This window comes from Sphingobacterium olei, from assembly GCF_005048855.1.
In the GTDB taxonomy this organism is placed as follows: Bacteria; Bacteroidota; Bacteroidia; order Sphingobacteriales; family Sphingobacteriaceae; genus Sphingobacterium; species Sphingobacterium olei.
Map to the genome: position 1 here is coordinate 636,370 of NZ_SUME01000001.1, position 23,241 is coordinate 659,610.

Below are 23,241 nucleotides of genomic sequence, written 5' to 3' on the forward strand. Positions count from 1 at the left end.
TGGCTACAAGTAATAGTTATAATCAATTGATAAGCCAAAAGGCATTATATTTTTTTCAAAAGACAAAATAGTTTAAAAAGATAGCGTTGGCCATCATAAAATTTAATAACCAATAAAAGTATAAAATATTTATGGGCACATGAATATTCCATATGACCAATTAACAGTAAATTATATACATATGAAACCTATTTATTACTATGCAGCTTGTTTCTGTTTTCTTGTTTTACTGCAGCTGCCAGTTTTAACAGTGCGTGCCCAAAACACTAAAGCCATTGTGACCGGCTCTGTTACAGATGCCTTGGGCAGGAAACTCGTAGGGGTCAATGTCAAGCCTAAAGGAAATACTGGTTTAGAAACACGTACAGATGAAAATGGACGATTTGTTTTGGAAGTAGATCAAAATGCTATCCTTGTGTTTTCGTTTGTTGGATTTGAACCCCAAGAGGTAAATCTCGCTGAATCGGGACAGACGCTGACTATCGTAATGACGGAAGCCAGTTCAGACCTGGATGAGGTAGTAGTGACCGCATTTAGTCAAAAACAGCGGAAAGAGGCTGTTGTGGGTTCGGTAACATCTATCGAACCTGGCAAGTTAAAGATTCCGGCCAGTAACCTGACCAACGCGATGGCGGGGCAGATTGCAGGCGTCATTGGTTTTCAGCGTTCGGGGCAGCCAGGACAGGACAATTCGCAGTTTTTTATCCGTGGTGTTACTACTTTTGGATACAGACAGGAACCCCTGATATTAATTGACAACGTGGAGTTGTCCACAAATGACTTAGCACGACTGAATGTGGATGATATCGCTAGTTTTGTTATCTTAAAGGATGCGAGTGCTACAGCATTGTACGGAGCTAGGGGAGCAAATGGTGTTATCTTGGTAAGTACTAAAGAAGGAGCCGAAGGTAAGGCAAAGATTAGCTTCCGTTCTGAATTTTCATCCTCCGAATCCGCTAAAACCATTGAATTGTCTGATCCGATCGAATATATGCACCTCTATAACGAAGCCTCGTTGACTCGGACACCGGCATTACCGTTGCCGTTCTCGCCATCCAAGATTCGGAACACGCAAGCAACGCTAGACGGCGCAGCGGGAAGTAATCCTTATGTATATCCAGCGGTAGACTGGCTCGATATGTTATTTAAAAAGCGTGCTATCACGCACCGTAATAATTTAAGTTTAAACGGGGGAGGTGCAGTTGCCCGTTATTATATAGCAGGGACATACAATAAAGATAATGGCGTCCTGAAAACGGATATCAGAAATAATAACGAAAATAATGTCAATTTTCAGAATTATCAGTTGCGATCCAATGTGAATGTAAACATTACGAAAACAACGGAAGTTATCGTACGGCTTTCAGGTAATTTTAATGAATACCGTGGACCTATTACCGTGGATGGTTCTTTTGCGTCGGATTTATACAATGTAGCGGTACATACCAGTCCGGTTTTATTTCCGGCGTATTATGAACCGGATGAGGCCAACCGAAATGCACAGCATATCCTATTTGGGAATAATGGACAGGCCGGAGGTACCAGCAGTAACAGTATTTTGTACAATAATCCTTATGCTCAATTGTTACGAGGTCAAAAAAGCTCTACGGAATCAAGGATGTCTGCACAATTCGAAGTGAATCAGGATTTTAGTTTTATTACAGAGGGACTTAAATTCAAGGCTTTGTTTAATACCAATCGTCGTTCGTATTTTGATTCACAACTGGCATATAGTCCATTTTACTATAATATTAATACTTATGATGAGCTAACGGATCAATACAGTTTATTGTGGTTGAATCCACAGCCAACAGGGTACAATGTAGCTACTGAATACCTAAACTACAGTCGTAGCGAACCGAATGCCAATTCGTTTATCTATCTGCAGACTGCGGCGGATTATAACCGTACATTTGGCCCACATACGTTGAGCTCAACGCTTATTGGGACCATGCAGTCTACCGTATATTCCAGCGCTTCAGATTTACATAATTCTTTGCCATATCGCAATATGGGACTAGCCGGAAGATTGACCTATTCCTTTAAGAACCGCTATTTTACGGAGTTCAATTTTGGCTATAATGGTTCCGAGCGCTTTGCAAAAGAACATCGATATGGTTTTTTTCCGACCATTGGTGCATCCTGGGTAGCGTCTAATGAAGATTTTTGGAACAAGGATGGATGGTTTACGAAGCTGAAGATCAGGGGAAGCCACGGTTTGGTCGGGAATGATGCGATCGGTAGTCAGCGTTTCTTTTACTTATCTAATGTCGACTTATCCGGGGGTGGAAACTGGTCACAATTTGGATTTAATAATCAATATGAACGCAAAGGGGTCACTATCCGGAGCTATGCCAACGATAATATTAGTTGGGAAACTTCCCGCCAGAGCAATCTTGCCGCGGAGGCTACCTTATTTGGTAACATGAATATTGTTGCCGAAGTGTATAAAAACCACCGTTATGATATTCTACGGGAGAGGTATATTCCTTCCAGCGAAGGTTTAGAGTCGGCTATAAGTACCAATTTAGGTATTGTTGATTCTAAGGGTATGGACTTGTCAATTGATTACAGTAAAAATTTTAGTAGCGGTTTATGGGCATCCTTCCGGGGAAATTTTACCTACGCGACAAATCAATATACCTACGTCGAAGAGCCCAATTATGCTGAACCTTGGCGGCAATTCATAGGACAGCCTATCAGTAGAAACTACGGCTATATTGCAGAACGGTTATTTGTGGACGATGAAGAAGCCAGAAATTCACCTACACAGATTATGAGTGTGCAGGATGGATGGGATAATGTGATACAGGGAATTCTGCCGCAGGGAGGTGATATCAAATACCGTGATATGAATGGTGATGGTCGGGTGGATAATTTGGATATGGTTTTTATGGGCTATCCGACCACACCTGAGGTCGTATATGGCTTCGGATTCTCTACCGGATATAAGGGATTCGATCTATCGGCTTTCTTCCAAGGGCAGACGCGGGTATCTTTCTTTATAGATCCTTGGCGGGTGAGCCCGTTTGTACAGAGCCCTCAGCAATATATTTATGGTAATACGCAGGTTCTAAAAGAATTCGCCGACAGTCACTGGTCGGAAGAGAATCAAGATCTCTATGCGCAATATCCACGCTTGGGTGTTAATGCTGCTCAAATAGCCAATAACTTACAAACCAGTTCCTGGTGGATGCGCGATGGTAGCTTCATACGGTTAAAATCATTGGAAATAGGTTATGCGTTGCCCGTCAATGTAGCACAACGATTAAAAATGACCAATTGCCGGATATATTTCAACGGTCTAAACCTATTAACACTCAGCTCATTTAAGCTTTGGGATCCAGAGCAGGGAGGAAATGGATTTGCTTATCCGATTCAAAGGGTGTTTAATGTGGGGCTGAATATAAACCTGTAAAATAGAAAAAAGATGAAAAAAATATATTATCATTTAATCAGCCTTATACTGATGAGCTCAATGGCACTGTCATGTAATAAGTATTTGGATATTGTGCCTGATGATGTAGGTACATTGGATTATGCATTCCGGAACAGAAATGAGGCCGAAAATTACTTGTTTGGTTGCTATTCTACCATGCAGCGACAATCAGATGTAATCTACAATCCAGGTTTTACCATTTCTGCTGAAGTTGTTTATCCTGTTCTGGAAACACAGTTCTTTAATTCTACAGGATTTGATTTCATACGCGGTACGCAAAGTAGCAGTAATCCGGTATTGCCAAAATGGGGAGAAATGTATCGAGCCATCAGACGGTGTAACATTATGTTGGAAAACATGGATAAACCCATCGACTTACGGGATGATGAAAAAAAGAGATGGACAGCGGAAACGAAGTTCTTAAAGGCTTACTATCACTACATGCTAATCCGGATGTATGGACCTGTGATCCTGATTAAAGAGAATAATCCGGTAGATGTAGATGTTGAGCAAACTAAACGCAAACGTGCTACGCTCGACGAATCATTTGACTATGTGATTTCCCTAATGGATGAAGCGATTCCTGATCTACCCCCGATTATTGAAAACCGAGCGCAGGAGTTTGGGCGTATCACCAAATTTATGGCTATGGCCGTAAAGGCAGAAATGTTAGCAACAGCAGCTAGCCCACTGTTTAACGGTAATCCTGATTATGCGGGTTATAAAGATAAAGATGGGAGAGATCTTTTCCCGGCTTCCTATGATGCGCAAAAATGGAATAAAGCTGCGATCGCCTGTAAGGAAGCTATAGATGAATGCGAAGAGCAGGGATTACACCTCTATACGGATGTACCTACCTCCGGGATAGGCAATGACGTGTCCGATGAGTTGAAAAAGGTACTCACCTTGCAGAATATCATCACCCAACGTTGGGAGGAAAACCCAGAACTGGTATGGGCATTGAATCATGGATTTAATTATCAAGGGTATACCATCCCGAAATTGACTACCCTTGCAATAGGCACGTCCAATAGTCACCCCTCGAATTGGGCGGTTCCCATGGCCACGACCGAACTATTCTATACAAACAACGGCGTGCCCATCAATGAAGACCATACTTGGGATTATACCAATAGGTATGCCATAGAAACGGGTGATGAAGCCAATAAGCACTATATTAAACAAGGCTATGAGACGGTAAAGGCACATTTCAACCGGGAGCATCGTTTTTATGCGGCTATCGGTTTCGACGGTGGCATATGGTTTGGAAATGGACAGACGCAGGAGGCAAATGCCTATCATGTACAAGCCCGGGGTGTAACAGGTATTGCCGGTCCGAAGAGTTTAAATTCGACGAACATTACCGGATATTGGCCAAAAAAATTAACCCATTATATGTCAGTATTCGATGCGCAATTGACCCCTACAAATTTCCAAATTTCGTTGATCCGTTTTGCAGGGCTTTATTTGTTGTATGCTGAAGCGCTGAATGAAGCGGAAAATAGTCCCACCGAAGAGGTGTATACCTATATTGATAAAGTACGTGAACGGGCAGGCCTTGAAGGTGTTCGGGAGGCTTGGTCGGCTTACTCCAGAACTCCGGCAAAGCCGACTACAAAAGATGGTCTTCGGCAGATTATCCGGCAGGAACGCCGCATTGAACTGGCTTTTGAAGGACAGGCGGGCTGGGACTTACGTCGTTGGAAAGAATTGCAGTCTGTACTAGGCAGACCAGTACAGGGATGGAACGTCAACGAAGAAAATGTGGTAAGTTATTACCGTCCGACTACGGTGATTATTCCTGTATTTGGACTGAGAGATTACTTGTGGCCATTGAACAATACGGATGTGGTGGTCAATGAAAATCTAACGCAAAACCCTTATTGGTAGACATTTTATAATACTTGAGCTATGATAAAACGAATAAAAAAAACAGACTGGCTAACCTATGTGATGCCTCTGGTCTTTGTGATCGCGCTACTATCGGTATCGTGTAGCAAAAGCGAATCTCCAGTGGAGGTCGTATCTGATGATATGTCCAAACCCGATGTCGTAACGGATATAAAAGTAGAGAACCTGAATGGATCGGCGCGCATTACATATAAGTTACCCCAATCGAAGAATTTGCTGTATGTTTTGGCCCAATATCCCATCAACGATAATCGGATTAGAGAGTCCAAAACAAGTTATTATCGGGACACCATTATTGTCGATGGATTTGCGGAAGAGGGTGAATACGAAGTGACTTTATATGCTGTAAGCCGAGCTAACGTAAAATCAGATCCGGTAATGGTGAAGGTACAGCCTCAAAAACCGAATTATATCCTGGTCAATGAAGGATTAGAGATCGCAGCGGATTTTGGTGGAGCCAGTTTTATTGGGGCGAATCCTACGGGGGCACCTATATCAATACACTTGCTTGCGTTTAACCCGGCCAAAAATAAATTTGAAGAGCGGGATCCGATATATGTTAGCGGCAATACGGTTGCTGTATCGCTGCGCGGATTCGAACCTACCGAGCAGGAGTTTGGGGTGTATACATCCGATCGCTTTGGAAATACATCAGAAATAAGGTATAGCAAAGTTGTGCCGCTATTTGAAACCCTATTGGATAAGAGCAAATTCTTCGTGTACCGTTTACCAAGCGATGCGCCGATTGGATTTGGCTGGGAGCTTCGGTACTTTTTTGATGGAAGCTTAAACGGTAACGGATGGCATACAACCACGGCTCCATTAACAGTAGGTACTTTTGGCATAGGACAGACAGCTAAGATCAGTCGCTTTGTGCTATGGAATAGGTTACCGAATATGTTCTCCGACCAAAATGCAAAAGGTATTACCATTTGGGGATCTAATGTAGATGAACCGCAAGATGCACCGTTGCCACGTAGTTCGGAGCCGGGTACAATAGCCGGAGACTGGGTGAATATGGGAAATTTTACCTATCCAAATCCGCCATCTGGTTTGCCGGGTAACCGCGCGAATGCTGCAGACAATGCCTGGGCTAATGAGGGTGTTAATTTTGTTATCCCGAGTGCGGCTCCTCCCGTAAAATATATCCGTTTTGTGGCGACACAAACCTGGGGAGGTCTCAATTATATCAATGCCATGGAGATATCTTTTTATGGCAGCCCCGAATAACGTTTAATGTTAAATTAAAAATATCTACGATGAGACAGAAAGTCATCTTTAATATTATAGGTCTCCTCATGATGGGGAGCATATTCTTGGGATGCGAGAAATATGCGGACGACTATAAAGACTATTTAGATAATAAAGAGGTTGTGTACCCCGGCCTCGTTAGAAATGTACGTTATCAGGCCGGCAATTTGAGAGCGGTACTGATTTGGAATCCAAGTCCCGATCCGAATATCAAGAATTATGTGGTACGCTGGAATAACGGTACAGGCACTGCGACGGTCGAAGCCACTACACATGATCCAGCAGAAGAAATAACGGTCGTTATTCCTGGTCTGAATGAATATGTATATAGCTTTAGCATCACGGCTTACGACGAAGAGGGGAATGCTTCTGTGGGGCAAGACATAAACAACGTGCGCGTATATGGTCCTAGCTACGAGTCAACGCTGTTGAATAGGGGCTATAATACTTCAGATCCCTATCAATTTCTGGCAGACGGTACTCTTCAGTTGAATTTTAACAGAAGAGATACGATGAATGTATCGACAACGATCAGTTATACCAATACTTTGGGGGAACAGGCTACTGCAGAACTTGACGCAGATGTGAATACGATCCTTATTCCGGGTTACCAGCTTGGTACAGCGATCAAGTACCGCTCTTCCTACCAACCGGAACCGGATTCTTACGACGTTTTTCATGTGATGGAGTTTGCCGATTTTCCAACTATTATCAAGATTACAGAACTCGATAAATCGCTCTTTAGGGCGATGTTACTTCCGGGAGACAACGATCAGGAATATAGTTGGGTATTATCCAATTTATGGAACAATCGGTATTATAAAAGTACTAGCGATAACCCCGATGAAGGTTTTCATACCGGCGGAACGGGAATGCCACAGTCTTTTACCTTCGATTTGGGGCGCACAGCGAAATTGGATCATTTCAGGCTATGGCAGCGTGATAATGCATTATATGCGGTGGCTAATTTTAAGGTATTTGAAGTATGGGGCAGTGATACGGCACCCAATATGGACGGTAGCTGGACTGAATGGACAAAATTGGAGACATTTACCTCAGTTAAGCCTTCGGGGCTACCATCTGGGCAGGTAAGTGACGGCGACAGAACGTATGCCCGCGCCGGAGAAAAATTTATGATGCCCGCAAGCGTGCCGGAAATAAGGTATCTCCGATTTAAAGTCTTAGAAACATGGGGTAGTGCCGGTTATTTGCACGCTACAGAACTTACATTTTTTGAAGCTAATTAATGTTTTATTAAATCATTATACTTTTTTTTATTCGTTGTTTTATGCATAGATATAATTTTTTGCTATTTGCCGTTTTCTTGTTTTTTTATACCAGTGGATACGGACATACCGTATTGGAAAGTCGAACGATCAAACTGGAAAACGGTAAACTTATTATTAATATAAATGAAGGTACCATCGATTATGCATTTAACAATGGTACTTTCTTAAAAAATACAGTGTCGTATGTGGATTTGGTTTATTATGGTATTAAAGTATCCTCTCAATTCGATCGACACAGTTTGAAAGAAGAGTCGATAAAAGACAGCATAGGTGAAGGTCTGCTTCTTAGATTTATACATGAAGACCATGAAGGTATTACTTTAGTACAATCTATTACGATTTACAAGAACAACCCCTATCTTTTATTGCGTGTAGAAGCAAGTAAGAAAGATAATACAGTTTTGGAAACCCGTAATATCAGTCCGCTGGCTGTACTTGCGCAGTACAATGGCAGTGCAGAAATACCTTGGGCCTATCCCAAACTGGTAGATCTACCTTTCGACAACGATAATTGGACAAAACTGTTGGCGCAACCCTGGCCGGAGGCAGGTGATAAACCATTGGACGGTGTGAGTCATGAGTTCGCATTTATTTATGATAATAAGTCTTATCAAGGTCTTGTCGTAGGGAGTTTGGAGCACGATTTCTGGAAAACAGGAATCAGTTATCTTACGGGAAATAAAAAAGGATCATTAGCATCTTTTATCATTTTTGGAGGCGCGGCGAGACCGGATAACCCTAGCTTACCTGCCAACTACGGCGGACAGGATGGAACGCATGATGTCATGCCACACGGCAGTATGCTTGGGACAGTGGTACGATCGCCATTGATTTACCTGGAAGCTTCCTCTGATTTTCGGGTTTCTAGTAAAAATTTTGGCAAGATGCAAGCCCGTTTAGACGGAAGCCTAACTTGGAAAGGTGCTGCTCCGGTGTACTGGAACAGTTTCGGAGTAGAAGGTGTATTGGGACACGAGCGGATTATGATGCCCAAAGGTGTCTATGAAACGGTAGATTTTATAAAGAGCATGGAAAATCTGAACCAGTTTGGTAGACCCGTGCTGAGTATCGATTCTTATGATCAGGGGATCTATACCACGAAAGTGTTAAAACAAATCGGTGATTATGCAAGAGAAAGGGGACAGGAAATCGGCTTTTATTGTAGTCCTTTTTCGCTTTGGACCTGGAGCAACAATATCGACAATGCGGTTTTATCGGGCACCAAAGTTCCACTTCGGGAAGTAATCCTACGGGATCATCGAGATAAGCCTATTCCTTTTAAAGACGGAGAATGGGGAGCTTATCCGTTAGATCCTACACATCCAGCAACTAAAGTATCGATGATCAGTCAGATTGAAAAGGCACATGCAATCGGTGCAAAACTCATAAAGGTTGATTTCGTGACGGCGGGATCCTTGGAAGCGATCAAGTGGTATGATCCGAAAGTCCGGAGTGGTATGCAGGCGTATAATTACGGAATGAAGTTATTTAAACATTTGGTGGACTCTATTATGGGGCCTGATGTTTTTATTACATTGGCGATATCACCGATGTTTCCGCACCAATATGCGCATACACGTTTCGTCTCAACGGATGTGCATTCCCATCTACGTGATAGCCAACCTGGTTTTCCACATTACGGCAGTACCGCCGCATCTATGATCACCGCTTCTTATATGGGGTGGGTGCAGGGCACGTTGTGGCCGTATACCAATATGGATGTATTGGTCATGAGGAAGTTTCAAAAACATCCCGATCTCACGGAACAGGAGGTTAAAGTAAGATTGATTTCATTGATGACTATGGGCAGTATATTGGGCGATGGTTCGGATTATAGAGATCCCTTAACCGCTTCCCGAGCCAAGATCTTTTTAGATCAGCCTCACGTTGCCGAATTCTTTTCAAATCCGAAAGCATTCATTCCTTTACAACTTTCTGAAGGAGAGACAATGGATCAGCAGCTTTCGTTTTTCCTCCCGGGTGATACGACGTTGGTTGCTGCATTTAACTTTGCCGAGAACCATCTATTTGAAGCTAACTTTGCACCGTTAGAGCTAGGTCTGAAAAATGGGAGCTATAGATTGGTGGACTTCCTGACCGGAGAGGAGCATGGGATTTTTGATGTAGAAAGTGGCGACCTTAAGGTTTCTGTGTCGGCCAAAGATGCTGTACTTTACAAACTTATTTCAAAAGCGAAAACAGATTAATAATTCGATATGCTAGTTAAAATAAAAAGTTTATTTTTCGTGGCTATGTTTTTTCTAACCGCGATTTATCCATTTGGGGTTTTGGCAAAAAGAAATAACAACCCGAATGTCTTATGGTATAATGCGCCTGCTAATCAATGGGAAGAAACGTTACCCCTGGGAAATGGCCGATTAGGAATGATGCCAGATGGCGGAATAATCAAAGAGTCTATTGTCTTAAATGATATTACACTGTGGTCTGGGTCGCCACAGGATGCCAACAACTATGAGGCAAACAAATACCTGCCGGAAATCCGGAGGTTGTTAAAAGCAGGCCGAAATGACGAGGCTCAGCGCTTGATCAGCGAACATTTTGTATGTAAGGGACCCGGTTCTGGTGGGCCACAATGGGGGAAATACCAAGTGTTAGGCTTTCTGGATCTGGGGTTTGAATATCCCGAAGCAAAGGTTGCTACGATGAGGAATTATCGGCGTAGTCTGGATATCGACAATGCTGTAGCCAATTGTACGTTTGAAGTGGACGGGGTAACCTACAAACGAGAATATTTCACGGCGTTTGGTGCCGACGTGGGCATCATCCGACTATCGGCCAGTGTAGCCGGAAAACTGAACTTAAAGATTTCCATGCGAAGACCGGAGCGCGGAAATATCCAAGTAGTAGGAGAAGAGTTACAATTAACAGGACGGCTTGACAACGGTACCGATGGAAAAGGTATGCAGTATATTTCCCGGGTGCGGGCATTGTTGAAGGGTGGTAAACAAAAGACAACGCAAGAAGGACTGGTTATAAGTGGGGCAACATCTGTGATTCTGTTTGTTTCTGCTGGTACTGATTTTCAGGGAAATGATCATTTAAAGACGACAGAAAAAATGTTGCAACAGGCAATGGGTAAGTCGTATAAAACTCTAAAAAAACAGCATGGAGTGGGGTATCATAAACTTTTTAATCGCCTACAAATTAATTTGGGAGCCGGAAGAACGGATATTCCAACGGATGCGCGGCTGGAAGAGTTTCAGAAGACTCCAGAACGGGATCGTGGATTGCCAGCATTATTTTTTCAGTTTGGCAGGTACCTAAGTATCAGTAGTACACGGATCGGTTTACTTCCACCGAATCTGCAAGGACTTTGGGCAAATCAGATTCACACGCCTTGGAATGGCGACTACCATCTAGATGTAAATGTGCAAATGAATCATTGGCACCTGGGAGCCGCCAATCTCAGCGAACTCAATCTTCCACTGGTGGAGTTGGTGCGTGGTTTGGTAGAACCTGGCCAACGTACAGCGAAGGCATACTACAACGCGGACGGCTGGGTTGCGCATGTCATTACCAATATATGGGGTTTTACCGAACCTGGAGAAAGTGCATCCTGGGGAATTGCCAATGCCGGCTCAGGCTGGTTATGCAACAATTTATGGGAGCACTACGCCTTTACGCGTGATACGGCCTATCTACGGAATATTTACCCGATATTGAAAGGATCTGCACAATTTTATAACAGTGTATTAATGGAAGACCCCCAGACGGGCTGGTTGGTCACCGGTCCATCTGTATCGCCGGAAAACACCTTTTACATGCCCGACGGTAAGACACATACAAACGTCGCTATGGGACCTACTATTGACCATCAGATTACTCGGGAGCTTTTTACCAACGTTATGGAAGCGGCGACACTCCTGGGGTTGGATGAAGATTTTAGCGATACGCTCCGCATTAAATTAGAACGTATTCCGCCTCCCGGAAGGATTGGATCGGATGGACGTCTTCTGGAGTGGCTGGAAGAATATCAAGAAGTAGATCCGCAACACAGGCATATCTCCCATTTATACGGGGTGTTCCCGGCCGACCTCATTTCACCTTTTAAGACACCTGCATTGGCGGAAGCTGCAAAGAAATCACTAGAGGTACGTGGCGACGATGGCACTGGATGGGCAATTGCGTATAAGCAAATTTTCTGGGCGCGATTACTAGATGGGAACCGGGCATTTAAATTGTTGCGTCAGGTGCTTACCCCTACAAGGAAAGTCGATATGAATTATGGTCCTGGGGGCGGAACTTATCCCAATTTGTTTAATGCGCATCCGCCCATGCAGATTGACGGTAATTTCGGAGCCACAGCTGCTATAGCAGAGATGCTATTGCAAAGCCACAATGGTATGATTGATTTATTGCCGGCGCTCCCTGATGCGTGGAAAGAAAGTGGGCAGCTTAAGGGATTCCGAGCCCGTGGAAATTTCACGGTCGATATGAAATGGAAAGATGGAAGGGTGACATACTACCGTATTTCATCCCCTAAATCGCTGAAAGTGAAGGTGAAAGTCAATGGAGAGATGAAGGAAATCAAGAGTGCCGTGCGGAACAACAACTAAATCCCAGAATGCTTAATTTAGCAGAGAATTGAAAAAAATGAACCGATAGTTGTTTTTTGCTGTTTTATCGATTATAAAAAACCCCATTTGAGTTATTCTCAAATGGGGGGTACTATCACTTTTCCTCGTTAAATAGTACGGTTCAATACACTTATTATGTTGAGTTTTGTAACCACGCGTATTTCATGATGAGTAATCACAGTTACGATTATTTTACTTCTTTTAGAATTAGCACTGCACTTCTTTTACCCTTACTCAGTACCGGATTCAAACCTATTTTCATGAGGAAATCACCAGTCAACACTAAATCGCTAGGGATGTAGCTTCCCGATTTGTATAGATTGATCTCGGTAACACTATATTTTTTTGCTGCGTCTAACCCTCCAAATTTAATAGGCGACGTGGTTTTCGATACCTGACTGTATGAAGTTAAATAGTTAAACATTACGGCCGCAGATTTGTCTTTGCTCACATAGGCAAGACTCGCGTGATTGGTTTCTCTCGGATTTGCTAAACGGTATAGATCACCATGCCATACCAAATGTTTGTATTTGTCGTAGCTTTTGATCGCTTCCTGTGCAAAGTGGAGTTCATCAGCTGTTAATTCTTCGAGATTTAAATCGAATCCTACTTTACCCATCATAGCGACATCGATTCTAAATTTAATATCCTGTTTTCCAAAGGTTGTAACATGGTTTGCACTTGCGATGGCAGGGAAAAACATGGAATTTTCATACTGTATGTAAATCCTGTCCAACGCATCGGTATTATCGCTTGGCCAGTATTCGGTAAAATATTGCATTGCACCGTAGTCAATACGACCACCACCGCCCGAACAAAGCATCATTGGGATTTTGGGATATTTAGCCCTAAAGCGTTCTAATACCTTGTATAGTCCTAAAGTATAATCCACATAGAAGTTGTTTTGATCTTCCAGATAGTTTGAGTGTGCGTTATAGATGACGGCGTTGCAGTCCCATTTTATATACGCTAATCCAGGGTTCTTTGTAAAAAGATCATCAAGGATACCATACATGTAATCCTGAACTTCAGGGTTTGATAGATCCAAAACTAACTGATTTCTGAAGTAGAATTCTGCTCTGTTTTGTTGTTTAACAACCCACTTCGGTTTTTTTTCGTAGAGTTCACTTTTAGGACTGACCATTTCAGGTTCGACCCAAATACCAAATTCTACGCCGGTTTTTTTTGCTTCCTTAACAATGGAAATGATCCCATTAGGCAATTTGGTTTTATTTTCGACCCAGTCTCCTAGTGCCGAAGTATCCGCATTTCTTGGGTATTTATTACCGAACCAACCGTCATCAAGCAAAAATAGATCGACCCCAAGCTCTTTTGTGTTTTCTAATAAATTGAAGATTTTGTTTTCGTCAAAGTCGAAATAAGTGCTTTCCCAATTATTCAATAGTGTAAACCGCTCTCCGTATCCATCGATGAGTTTATTTGATCTTGCCCAGTTGTGTAAATTGCGGCTTCCTTCTCCCGTGCCGTTCGTCGATAAGGTATAGGAGAAACGAGGTGTTACTAATTCTTTGTTGGGTGCAAGTGAATAATGGGAGGCATAGTTATTAATACCGGCCACAATACGAAGATTATCCTGCGGATCTTTTTCAAAATCCACTTTAAAATTACCGCTCCAGTCCAATCCGCCCATTAATACGAGGCCTTCATTCTCTGCTATAGGATTGTCAATAGCTAATGCGAAATAAGAGGATCTAAATAGATTAGTGCGGGATCCCAGCTTGCTATCTAAGGTTTTGATGCCGTGTGTTAGACGTTCTTCTTCGGGCTGCATTTCTGCAATCCAGTCACCATGATAGCTTTTTAAATAAAAATCTTTACCTTTTAAACTTAAGTTGGCCGAAGCATATTTTGTAAGTGTCACATTTTTCTTCTCTTGATGTTTCAGCACTGCCCATTGCTCAATGACATTTTCGGTATAGTTTGCTAGGTAATTAAGCTCCACAAAAAAAGGATACACCTCATCTTTCAAGTATACTGTTACCTGTTTTTGATTGGATGATAGCTGTTGTATTTTATGATCTACATATTTTAGATCTAGAGATAGGTTACCATCCACGTGCTGTACGCTAATGGCAGGCTCCAACAAGTTCCTCGTACCCGAGGCTGTATACACCGATTGATACATATTGGTGTAATCGTGTGCCTGTTTATACTGTTTGCCTAGAAGCTTATATTCATCAGTATTTACTAGTTTTTTGCCGAGATAAAGCAAATTAACATCGTTGTTTTCCTCTACACTGAGCACGACAGAAAATGTCTCTGTTTCTAAGATGATTTCTTTCTCGGTTTTTAACCTTAATTGCGTTTGTTGCGCAAAAGTTAAATTTGCCAAGTACATAAGGATAAAGATTAGATTTACTTGTTTCATATGTATATAGTTATTCATTTAATAATTGTTGTTTTAGGGACATTCATGAGCGCTCCGCGGTTATTTCATGAGCTCGCAAGCTCGGTTTTGGAGACATGAGTATTTTATTTATTAAAAATTTTCGAAATGATAATGAATAGTATGTTTATATTCCTCTCCGGGATGAAGCATGACAGATGGATACGCTTCGATATTGGGAGAGTTAGGGGGGTAGTGAGGTTCGCAGCATAAGCCTTGAAATGGCCTCAATTTCCCGGATAAGTAGTTGCCAAAGTATACTTGTAGGCTGGGATAATCTGAAGAAATAGTTACCTGGCGATTGGTGTCGGTATCCAAAATAGTGGACATGGTATTGATCTGTTTAGTAGGTTCTATGACATAATTAACATTACAGATTGTCTGTTTAACCTTGCGCACGGGTTGAAAATCTCTCAAATCAAAAATGCTATTTTCCACACATTCTTTAAATGGTGCGATAGGTACGTGTTTTGATCCCATTGGTGTGTAATAGGATGCATTTACTTTTATTTCGTGGTTATCGATTAAACGCCCGTCGCCTGATAAGTTGAAATAACTGTGGTTCGTAAGATTCACGATGGTTGTTTGATCTGAAGTGGCAGTGTATTTAATGCTAAGTGTATTGGTTTCAAGTAATTCATATTTCACACTAACGGTTAATGCACCGGGATATCCTTCTTCGCCATCAGGGCTTGTGATTTTCATTTCTACAACAGACTTTGTCAGATTCACGAGCGTCCAATATTTTTTGTCGAATCCGATAAAGCCACCATGTAAGTGATTTTTTGCTTCGTTTTCGTTAATAGATAGCTGAACGTCTGTTTCTTGTAATTTGAAGTTGCCATTTTCTATTCGGTTGGCATATCGACCAACAGTACAACCCAAATAATTTGTGTCGTTTTTGTAATCATTGATATCGGAATAGCTGAGCACGGTATTGACTAATTCCCCGAGCTTATCCGGTACGCGTATGGCTATGATTCTACACCCCCAATCCAATATCTCTACGCTCATATTTTGTTTGTTTTTTATAACAAAACGTTTCATTCGTCAAAAATTTGTATTTAATTTGAATTGATTATAACTGATGCAAACAAATATAACCACATATTGTGCACCATATGATAGAGTTATTATTCATTTAAATGGATTATATTCTTATCGAAATTAACATTGACCAATGGAAAATAAAACGAAGTTAGCGGGTTTTGATGGGGAAATTAGGATAGTTGTACCTCCTTTAATTCTTAAGGAAAATGGATTTAATGGTTTATCCAATACCTTTTATATTACAGATATAGGCTATTACCCCAAAGCTAAAAACCATTACTGTAAACGGCTTTCGGGTTGCGATGAGCATATACTTATACATTGTGTAGATGGCCGGGGTATCGTCGTTGTCGATGACGAGGTGCTCCATTTAGAAACCAATCAATACTTACTCATACCGGCTAATATATCACACGCCTATCAAGCTGATGTGAATAATCCCTGGACTATTTATTGGATGCATTTTAGAGGATCTCAGTCTCAGCATATCGTACAAGAAATTTTCAACAGAGTATTGGATCGAAAAAATGTATTGGCATTTGATGGAGAGATAAGAGTAATCTTTGAAAAATTGTGTCGTTTATTGTCTAAGGGTTATAGTAAGGAGATTTTAGAATACATTTCATTAAGTCTACCACACTTTTTTAGCGGATATCTATATCCGGAAATATTTAAAGGGAAGCATGAGGATGGTGATGATGTCATTGAAAAATCCATTGAATTTTTGAAAGCAAATATAGGAAGCCGTATTGGGCTTGTCGAGATTGCAGAAAATATCCATCTCTCCGTTTCACATTTCAGTAGGCTCTTTAAAGGAAGGACTGGCTATTCCCCGATTGAATATTTAAATCATCTAAAAGTGCAGAAAGCGTGTTACTTACTACAGTTTTCTGATAAAAGAATCTCGCTGATATCTTTTGAACTTGGCTTCGACGATCAGTATTATTTTTCGAGGTTGTTTAAAGAACATATGGGCGTATCGCCATCACATTATCGGAATAATCTGATTCCCGATATTAATAAAATCAATTAATAAGCTTTTATTAATCAAATGATAAACTTATTTTGGAATAACCTAAACCCTGTAGGAGAGGTCGGAATACGTGTATTGCATTTGTCCTTGTCTGCTGAAGCATATCTGATTTGGCGACTTCTTTAGTTATCTCTACCTCAGCGGCTTTAAAGGCTTCACCTACTAGTTCGGCTTCTCGGAAAAATGCCATCTTTGTGTCGTATACCCTTGACGCTTTGTGATCTATTTTCACATAACAGACTTCGGGTTTAGGTAAGTTGATCGCTACCGAGTCACCAAAAACCCGTATATCATCTGCAGTGAGCTTTGTCAGGTCAACACAACCTACCGCGTCAGCTTTTATAATAAGTAATACACTTGCATCGGGTAGGAAGGTGCTTATATTCTTATGTTCCAGCACATCGCTGAAACGATATTTTACCAACTCCAGCTTGCCCATGGCTTCAATACGCTCAACCAAAAGCTGATGTTTACTTTCTACCGTGGTAGTGGAGGTTAGCTCTCTGAATACCAGCCAGCCTATTAAAGTAATAACAGCTAACAGTATTAAAACTTTCAAAAATCTCATCATGTAGTAATAGACTCAAATTATAGACCAATAACCCATATTGAACTGTAAAGTTTTTGTAAAGATATCTATTTCAGTTATTTCCATCGTCGGTGTGTCCATAACCACCATGAAGGGTCTTGTTGTATACTCTTTTCTAAGTTTTGGGTATAAACTTTTGTGATAAATCCTTCTTCTGTTTTGGAAGCAAAATCACATATCGTCTTAAACCTTACCTTCCATCCATGTCGTGTTGTCGCTTCCATTTCCACATAGGCAACGTATGCATCAAGCTTTTTAGCTACTTTCTCGGCTCCTGTAAATATAACAGTGTTTTGATTCAGAAACTCCATGGGTAAGCCATTTTGATGACCTGGAAACTGATCGGCCACAAATAACGTAATACTGGGGTTATTTTTCTCTTTAATCAGCGTACGTATTCCGTGTTGTGCCGGTATCATTCGCGCACCATAGTTTTCCCGTAGCTTCATCACGATTCCGTTCAATAGTTTATTTTTTATGGGTTTGTATAGCGCCTGAATTGGGATATCAATCTGTAGAGGAAGTTTGTTCAACGCCTCCCAATTCCCGTAATGGCCGATCATCAGGATAATATTTCTTTTACTGTGGTGGATATGCTGAAGGTGTTCGACAGCAGCTGATTCTACAATGGGCTTAGGGAGGAAAGGAAAGACACTCTCCACTAGAACTCGCCCCATATTACGGTAAAAAGAAAGCCGATACTGCTTTATTGTGCCATAGGAAGCCTGTGGAAACGCTCTTGCCAGATTCTGAACGGTTACTTGCGACCTATAGTGACATACCGAGCCAATCAAGAATCCCAAAAAATTGTAGATTTTATCCATTTTTTACGTATAAAGATGAGGTTTTTAATCCGCACTTTCCTGAATAGATTTTATTAAAGTGTGTACTAAGTAGAAAAGCATGTATAATAGCATCTAAATGCAAATTTATCTAAGTTTGACAATCGAAATCACATATACCCTTGTTCGCGTATTCAGTTTTTAATGAAAAAAAATTAATTAAAAAAAATATGGAGAACGGGTAAGGGTATTCCGGAATTTGATTGTCTTATTATTAAAGTGCGAAATAGGTTAATATTGATTGCTATTTGAAGAGGTAAAGTTTAATATATGTTGCTACATAAAGAGAAAAAGTTTGAAGAAGTATTTCGTGCACATTTCCGTGAATTGCATAATTATGCTTATCGGTTTTTCGAGGATACAAATATCGCCGAAGAAGTAGTCCAGCAGGTGTTTTTGAAATTTTGGGAAAGGGATTGGGAAAAGGTGATTCACACTTCGGCAAAGGCTTACTTGTATCGATCAGTATACAATGAAAGCCTAAACCTGTTGAAACGAAATAGCTTGAAAAAGCAGTATGAAACGTATCAGTCCCAACATGCCAGTATAGAAACCTATAATGACGATAGCGATAGCGAGTTAAGAAAACAGCTACAGGTAGCGCTATCACATTTGCCGGAAAAATGTAGAACTGTCTTTGAGATGAGTAGGTTTCAAGAGTTGAAAAATCAGGAAATTGCAAGTGAACTCAATTTATCTTTAAAAACAGTAGAAGGTCATATGACAAAAGCACTGCGGCATCTGCGGATCTATCTGTTTGATTATTTAACTGGTTTGGTACTAACATTAATGTATGGGTTATGAAAAAGGAATGGATTACTAAGTATATTTTGGGGGAGGAAACGGCAGAAGAACGTGTTCTCGTGGAGCAGTGGATCAAACAGGATAAAGATCATGAGACAGAATACTTGGATATGAAAAAAGCGTGGGAGTTAGGAGAAAAAATGAAAGTTCCACTAGAAGTGGATGTAGATCGGGCTTGGAATGATTTTGTTGGTCTAAGGGATGAAAGGATGCCGTACAGCAAATCAACGGTGAAGCCAAAACAAAAGATCACGTCGATGGGATGGTGGAAAATAGTTGCCGCAATTGTTGTGGTGTGTCTCTCCTCTATGCTGATTATATCATCTTTTAGTCAAGAAGAATATTTTAAAACACGTGCATATACGCGGCGTAGTAGCTTGCCCGATGGTAGTATCATTAGTATGAATAAGCGTTCCGAGTTAAGCTACCATAGCAGTTTGTTCCATAAAACCCGAAGGGTTAATCTCGTTAAGGGAGAAGCATTTTTTGAAGTTAAGAAAGATACGGAACGGCCCTTTATAATTGAAACTGGCAAGACAAAGATTACCGTAATGGGCACGAGCTTTCACGTTCGCCGTAGTGGACAAGAAACTGAAGTTGTTGTTGCAACAGGTTCTGTAAAAGTTAATTATGCTAATCAAGAATTGGTATTAACACCCAAGCAGACCTTAATTATCCAAGATACATTACAGGGCAAGGCGAAAGTAGATACGGTACCCGATCAGTTGTATAAATATTATGTACATCAGGAGTTTATTTTTGAAAACACGCCACTTTCACGTGTATTGGATATTTTTAGTCGAGCCTATGGACAACAATTCATCTTAGATAATCCGGATCACGGTAAGCTGTTGCTTACCACTACATTTAGAGAACAAAAGATGTCCGAGATGATCAGTGTGATTGGACAAACCTTTAATTTGACCATCGAAAAGCGCGGTAACGCATACCATATTAAATAATTATCATGTCGAAATTTAAGTTCATCAGAGATATCAAAATGATCATTTATATTATTAGAAAGGCAAAACTTTTTATTGCATTTTTGGGCATGTTGCTTGTACATGAACACGTCTCGGCACAAGGAAAGTTATCTAGACAGGTCGATATTCCTCGATACGAACGCACCAGTATCCGCCAGATATTCGATAGTCTTAGTGAAAAAGAATCTTTCTATTTTTCTTTTAACAGTAATTTAGTGAATCTCGACAGCCTCGTTACGATAAGATCTTACAAAGGCGTACTTATTGACTATCTTACCTTGTTATTGGGCGAGAGGTTTAGCTTTAAAGAGACGATGTCTCATGTCCTTATTTCTTATGCGCCGGAACGTATGGATGTGGCTGCTAATATTTCTTCCAAAGAGAGTAATCGTGCAATGATCAGTGGATATGTTAAAGACATCCGTACCAATAGGGCGATTTCAAATGCCAGTGTCTACGAGAGACAGGCATTCCTTGCATCGACGCTTTCAGATAACAATGGTTTTTTTGAGCTCGATATCAAAAATCCTGAAAATTTGATTGCTATCGCCCTAAGTAAAGAAAACTACCGAGATACGTCGATAATATTACTACTACCGGTAGAGACCTTCAAATCGTTAAAAAAACGAAGGGTGGGGTATTATCAAGTAAACGATGCGGATAAGACGGTGTACAATAATTTTTTTGGGGATTTCTTTACCAGTTCCGCTCAAAAAATACAGAGCCTCAACTTAGGAGGAATGTTTGCTTACAGTCCCGTTCAAGTCTCTTTGACCCCAGGATTAAGTACACACGGTTTTTTCCAATCTCAAGTAGTCAATAATTTCTCGATCAACATCATTGGGGGGTCTAGCGCGGGTGTAGAAGGAGTAGAGCTTGCCGGGGGCTTTAATATAACTCAGTACCATGTTGATGGTACTCAGTTTGCCGGTGTGCTTAATATTGTAGGAGGAAATGTTAACGGTTTACAAATGGCCGGAGTTGGTAACGTGGTACTCCATAGTCTATCTGGCGTGCAGGTGGGCGGTGTATGGAATCAAGTGGATACGGTTAAAAGCGGATTACAAATAGTAGGCGCTGTTAACTTGGGCAAAGAAGTAAAAGGTACTCAGATTGCAGGCCTGATGAATAGTTCGCAAGGACGGGTACGAAATCAGATTGCAGGTGGAATTAACAGCGCTAAAAGAGTATCTGGTGTCCAGATCGCGGGTTTGCTAAATATTGCCGATAGCAGTGATTATCCTATCGGTGTATTTAATTGGATAAAAAATGGAACGAAACAACTTTCGGTTGGCGTAGATGATAGCAAATTTTTTAGTCTCAATTTTCGATCCGGAGGACGCGTAATGTATAGCATGATTGGTTTTGGACTTTATTTAGACGACCCTGTCTTTAAGTATGGAGCAGAGTTCGGTATTGGTGCACACCTGATGACAACACCTAAATTTATGCTTTCTGCGGAATTGTTGCAAAGAACAAATTTTGGTGATCGTTTTAATCTTGAAGATGTGCAGCGGATTTCATTTCGTGTCGTTCCTGCCGTGTATGTTTCCAAAAAGCTACAGTTGTATGCAGCCCCATCGTTTCACTATTCTGAAGCAGTAGAGTCACCAACTTCCAAAGCCGTTTTGTGGAAAATCTGGCAGGCGGACCGACAACGTAATACCTTCCATGGTGGAGGTACAGTGGGGCTTACTTATGTTTTTTAATACCTAATTGATGTGGTAATAGGCATAAAAGTACCGATAAAAAATAGTAAGAAAATAAAAAATCCTGAAGCGGGGAACTTCAGGATTTTACCAAACCAATTATTAACCTAAATTATGAAATTATGAAATTTTTACTCATTTGTTTTAACTACATTTATAACGATGCGTTATAGATAATAGTGTGTTACGCTTGTTGTATTAACAATTTTTAACAAAATCAGGGTGATTTTCATGCAAACTATTTTTCTTTACGGAGACATTTAATTGTCGCTGCAGTTGCGATACCACCGATAACATACCAACTTACAGTTAGCACTTTTGACTCTATCTAAGCGGCCAATTCGTAGCGTTCAATAGCTCACTTTTTTATGGTTAATTATAGCAGTACTTTTTTTTTGCTGGTTTATTTCGAATGCAATACCTTCGCTACTGTTCCATATCGTGGTTTCATCATTGCAAGATAGATATCCTATAAATTAGGATGTTGAGTAGCGATAACTTGATTTTCGATTTGATCATTTTTTCCTTATGTTTTGTCAGATAAACGGATGACGGTTTAAAATGTTTATTTGTTTAAATACATTTTTTTAACAGGGAACACAAAAGGTTATTATAAATTATAGCTATTTTTAACTGTAATTTATAAACAACGCTATGATGAAACAGCTACTCACAATTTCGTGTATTCTTTTATCTATTTTTCCTGTGTATAGTCAGGAAATGTCAAAACGGCAATTTCCGCCACTAGAGTTTTACTTCTCCGCAGGAGGAGAATATAACAATCCCGGCAATCTGAATGAACGCTTGGGAGCACTAGGTGTGGATAAAGCGGACAAATTTGGAATGGCAGGTGGTTTTGGACTTTCCTATCGTATTCAACATGTTATTTTAGGTCTAAATACGAGTATTTCCAGTTCAAGCTTCCGTACCGAAGATGATAATCATGTGAAAAATTCGTATATTGGATTCTATCTTTCGACAAATGCGCTTCGCGCTAACAATTTAATTATAAGCCCACAAGTGGGAATTGGCTATGGGGAAACAAGGGCTAGGTTTGTCAAAGAAGGGGTTACAGGTACATTTGATGAATTTCTGACGACGACATCCAATCGGGTACAACTTGAAAATAAAGGGGAAGCGCTAGACTTCGGTATCGCTTTCAAAAAAGCTAAGCCAAATACCGATTTTTACAAAACCTTATTTAAAATTGGCTACCGCCATGGACTAAAAGAAAAAGAATGGAAGATAACCAGTGCGTCGGTTACAGGAGCGCCTACTGATCGGATACGTAATTTCTATGTGCAGCTATTATTTGGGTTTGGAAGGTAGTTGTGAT

General features: G+C 40.8%; 15 protein-coding genes. 11 read left to right on the forward strand and 4 right to left on the reverse strand.

What is annotated here, in order from left to right:
* The first annotated feature begins 181 nt into the window (after nucleotides 1-181).
* Genes FAZ15_RS02695 through FAZ15_RS02720 form a run of 6 tightly spaced genes read left to right on the forward strand, consistent with a single transcriptional unit; the run spans nucleotide 182 to nucleotide 12,467 of the window.
* Nucleotides 182-3,418 (forward strand): SusC/RagA family TonB-linked outer membrane protein, encoded by a 3,237-nt coding sequence (locus FAZ15_RS02695; RefSeq protein ID WP_136899760.1) that lies wholly within the window; start codon nucleotides 182-184, stop codon nucleotides 3,416-3,418.
* Between the two features lie 12 nt (nucleotides 3,419-3,430).
* Complete coding sequence (locus FAZ15_RS02700) at nucleotides 3,431-5,329, forward strand: RagB/SusD family nutrient uptake outer membrane protein (protein WP_136899761.1); 1,899 nt, start codon at nucleotides 3,431-3,433, stop codon at nucleotides 5,327-5,329.
* Nucleotides 5,330-5,350: 21 nt separating this feature from the next.
* Nucleotides 5,351-6,580, forward strand: a complete 1,230-nt coding sequence (locus FAZ15_RS02705) for a DUF4959 domain-containing protein (RefSeq protein ID WP_136899762.1) — start codon at nucleotides 5,351-5,353, stop codon at nucleotides 6,578-6,580.
* Nucleotides 6,581-6,609: 29 nt separating this feature from the next.
* Nucleotides 6,610-7,848 carry a DUF5000 domain-containing lipoprotein gene (locus tag FAZ15_RS02710; RefSeq protein ID WP_136899763.1) on the forward strand — a complete coding sequence of 413 codons (1,239 nt, stop codon included), beginning with the start codon at nucleotides 6,610-6,612 and terminating at the stop codon, nucleotides 7,846-7,848.
* A 41-nt stretch (nucleotides 7,849-7,889) separates the two neighbouring features.
* Nucleotides 7,890-10,097 (forward strand): alpha-amylase family protein, encoded by a 2,208-nt coding sequence (locus tag FAZ15_RS02715; protein WP_136899764.1) that lies wholly within the window; start codon nucleotides 7,890-7,892, stop codon nucleotides 10,095-10,097.
* A gap of 45 nt (nucleotides 10,098-10,142) precedes the next feature.
* Complete coding sequence (locus FAZ15_RS02720) at nucleotides 10,143-12,467, forward strand: glycoside hydrolase family 95 protein (protein ID WP_136899765.1); 2,325 nt, start codon at nucleotides 10,143-10,145, stop codon at nucleotides 12,465-12,467.
* Between the two features lie 208 nt (nucleotides 12,468-12,675).
* Here the strand turns inward: FAZ15_RS02720 and FAZ15_RS02725 are convergent, their stop codons facing one another.
* On the reverse strand, nucleotides 12,676-14,877 hold the full coding sequence (locus FAZ15_RS02725; protein WP_136899766.1) for an alpha-galactosidase: 2,202 nt from the start codon (nucleotides 14,875-14,877) through the stop codon (nucleotides 12,676-12,678).
* A gap of 111 nt (nucleotides 14,878-14,988) precedes the next feature.
* Nucleotides 14,989-15,942 carry an aldose epimerase family protein gene (locus tag FAZ15_RS02730; protein ID WP_136899767.1) on the reverse strand — a complete coding sequence of 318 codons (954 nt, stop codon included), beginning with the start codon at nucleotides 15,940-15,942 and terminating at the stop codon, nucleotides 14,989-14,991.
* Between the two features lie 133 nt (nucleotides 15,943-16,075).
* Here FAZ15_RS02730 and FAZ15_RS02735 point away from each other — a divergent pair, with 133 nt between their 5' ends.
* Entirely contained in the window at nucleotides 16,076-16,978 is a 903-nt protein-coding gene (locus tag FAZ15_RS02735) for a helix-turn-helix domain-containing protein (RefSeq protein ID WP_136899768.1), read from the forward strand.
* A gap of 10 nt (nucleotides 16,979-16,988) precedes the next feature.
* Here FAZ15_RS02735 and FAZ15_RS02740 read toward each other — a convergent pair whose 3' ends face one another.
* Both FAZ15_RS02740 and FAZ15_RS02745 read right to left on the reverse strand, forming a co-directional pair.
* Nucleotides 16,989-17,549: a DUF4230 domain-containing protein gene (locus tag FAZ15_RS02740; protein WP_136899769.1), complete on the reverse strand. Its 561-nt coding sequence runs from the start codon at nucleotides 17,547-17,549 to the stop codon at nucleotides 16,989-16,991.
* Nucleotides 17,550-17,623: 74 nt separating this feature from the next.
* Nucleotides 17,624-18,391, reverse strand: coding sequence for a lysophospholipid acyltransferase family protein (locus tag FAZ15_RS02745; protein ID WP_136899770.1), 768 nt, complete (start codon nucleotides 18,389-18,391; stop codon nucleotides 17,624-17,626).
* Between the two features lie 288 nt (nucleotides 18,392-18,679).
* Between FAZ15_RS02745 and FAZ15_RS02750 the strand changes: the two genes are divergently transcribed.
* The 4 genes from FAZ15_RS02750 to FAZ15_RS02765 all read left to right on the forward strand — a co-directional run bounded on the left by FAZ15_RS02750 (nucleotide 18,680) and on the right by FAZ15_RS02765 (nucleotide 23,234).
* Nucleotides 18,680-19,213 (forward strand): RNA polymerase sigma-70 factor, encoded by a 534-nt coding sequence (locus FAZ15_RS02750; RefSeq protein ID WP_136899771.1) that lies wholly within the window; start codon nucleotides 18,680-18,682, stop codon nucleotides 19,211-19,213.
* On the forward strand, nucleotides 19,210-20,175 hold the full coding sequence (locus FAZ15_RS02755; RefSeq protein WP_136899772.1) for a FecR family protein: 966 nt from the start codon (nucleotides 19,210-19,212) through the stop codon (nucleotides 20,173-20,175). Before FAZ15_RS02750 ends, FAZ15_RS02755 begins: the two co-directional genes overlap by 4 nt.
* Before the next feature lie 5 nt (nucleotides 20,176-20,180).
* Nucleotides 20,181-21,905 (forward strand): hypothetical protein, encoded by a 1,725-nt coding sequence (locus FAZ15_RS02760; protein ID WP_136899773.1) that lies wholly within the window; start codon nucleotides 20,181-20,183, stop codon nucleotides 21,903-21,905.
* 654 nt (nucleotides 21,906-22,559) lie between these two features.
* Nucleotides 22,560-23,234, forward strand: a complete 675-nt coding sequence (locus tag FAZ15_RS02765; protein WP_136899774.1) for a hypothetical protein — start codon at nucleotides 22,560-22,562, stop codon at nucleotides 23,232-23,234.
* The last annotated feature ends 7 nt before the right edge of the window (nucleotides 23,235-23,241 follow it).

Bases quoted from the DNA above. Each gene is read 5' to 3' on its own strand.
- FAZ15_RS02695 (WP_136899760.1), top strand. From the start codon at position 182: ATGAAACCTATTTATTACTATGCAGCTTGTTTCTGTTTTCTTGTTTTA.
- FAZ15_RS02700 (WP_136899761.1), top strand. From the start codon at position 3,431: ATGAAAAAAATATATTATCATTTAATCAGCCTTATACTGATGAGCTCA.
- FAZ15_RS02705 (WP_136899762.1), top strand. From the start codon at position 5,351: ATGATAAAACGAATAAAAAAAACAGACTGGCTAACCTATGTGATGCCT.
- FAZ15_RS02710 (WP_136899763.1), top strand. From the start codon at position 6,610: ATGAGACAGAAAGTCATCTTTAATATTATAGGTCTCCTCATGATGGGG.
- FAZ15_RS02715 (WP_136899764.1), top strand. From the start codon at position 7,890: ATGCATAGATATAATTTTTTGCTATTTGCCGTTTTCTTGTTTTTTTAT.
- FAZ15_RS02720 (WP_136899765.1), top strand. From the start codon at position 10,143: ATGTTTTTTCTAACCGCGATTTATCCATTTGGGGTTTTGGCAAAAAGA.
- FAZ15_RS02725 (WP_136899766.1), bottom strand. From the start codon at position 14,877: ATGAAACAAGTAAATCTAATCTTTATCCTTATGTACTTGGCAAATTTA.
- FAZ15_RS02730 (WP_136899767.1), bottom strand. From the start codon at position 15,942: ATGAAACGTTTTGTTATAAAAAACAAACAAAATATGAGCGTAGAGATA.
- FAZ15_RS02735 (WP_136899768.1), top strand. From the start codon at position 16,076: ATGGAAAATAAAACGAAGTTAGCGGGTTTTGATGGGGAAATTAGGATA.
- FAZ15_RS02740 (WP_136899769.1), bottom strand. From the start codon at position 17,549: ATGATGAGATTTTTGAAAGTTTTAATACTGTTAGCTGTTATTACTTTA.
- FAZ15_RS02745 (WP_136899770.1), bottom strand. From the start codon at position 18,391: ATGGATAAAATCTACAATTTTTTGGGATTCTTGATTGGCTCGGTATGT.
- FAZ15_RS02750 (WP_136899771.1), top strand. From the start codon at position 18,680: ATGTTGCTACATAAAGAGAAAAAGTTTGAAGAAGTATTTCGTGCACAT.
- FAZ15_RS02755 (WP_136899772.1), top strand. From the start codon at position 19,210: ATGAAAAAGGAATGGATTACTAAGTATATTTTGGGGGAGGAAACGGCA.
- FAZ15_RS02760 (WP_136899773.1), top strand. From the start codon at position 20,181: ATGTCGAAATTTAAGTTCATCAGAGATATCAAAATGATCATTTATATT.
- FAZ15_RS02765 (WP_136899774.1), top strand. From the start codon at position 22,560: ATGATGAAACAGCTACTCACAATTTCGTGTATTCTTTTATCTATTTTT.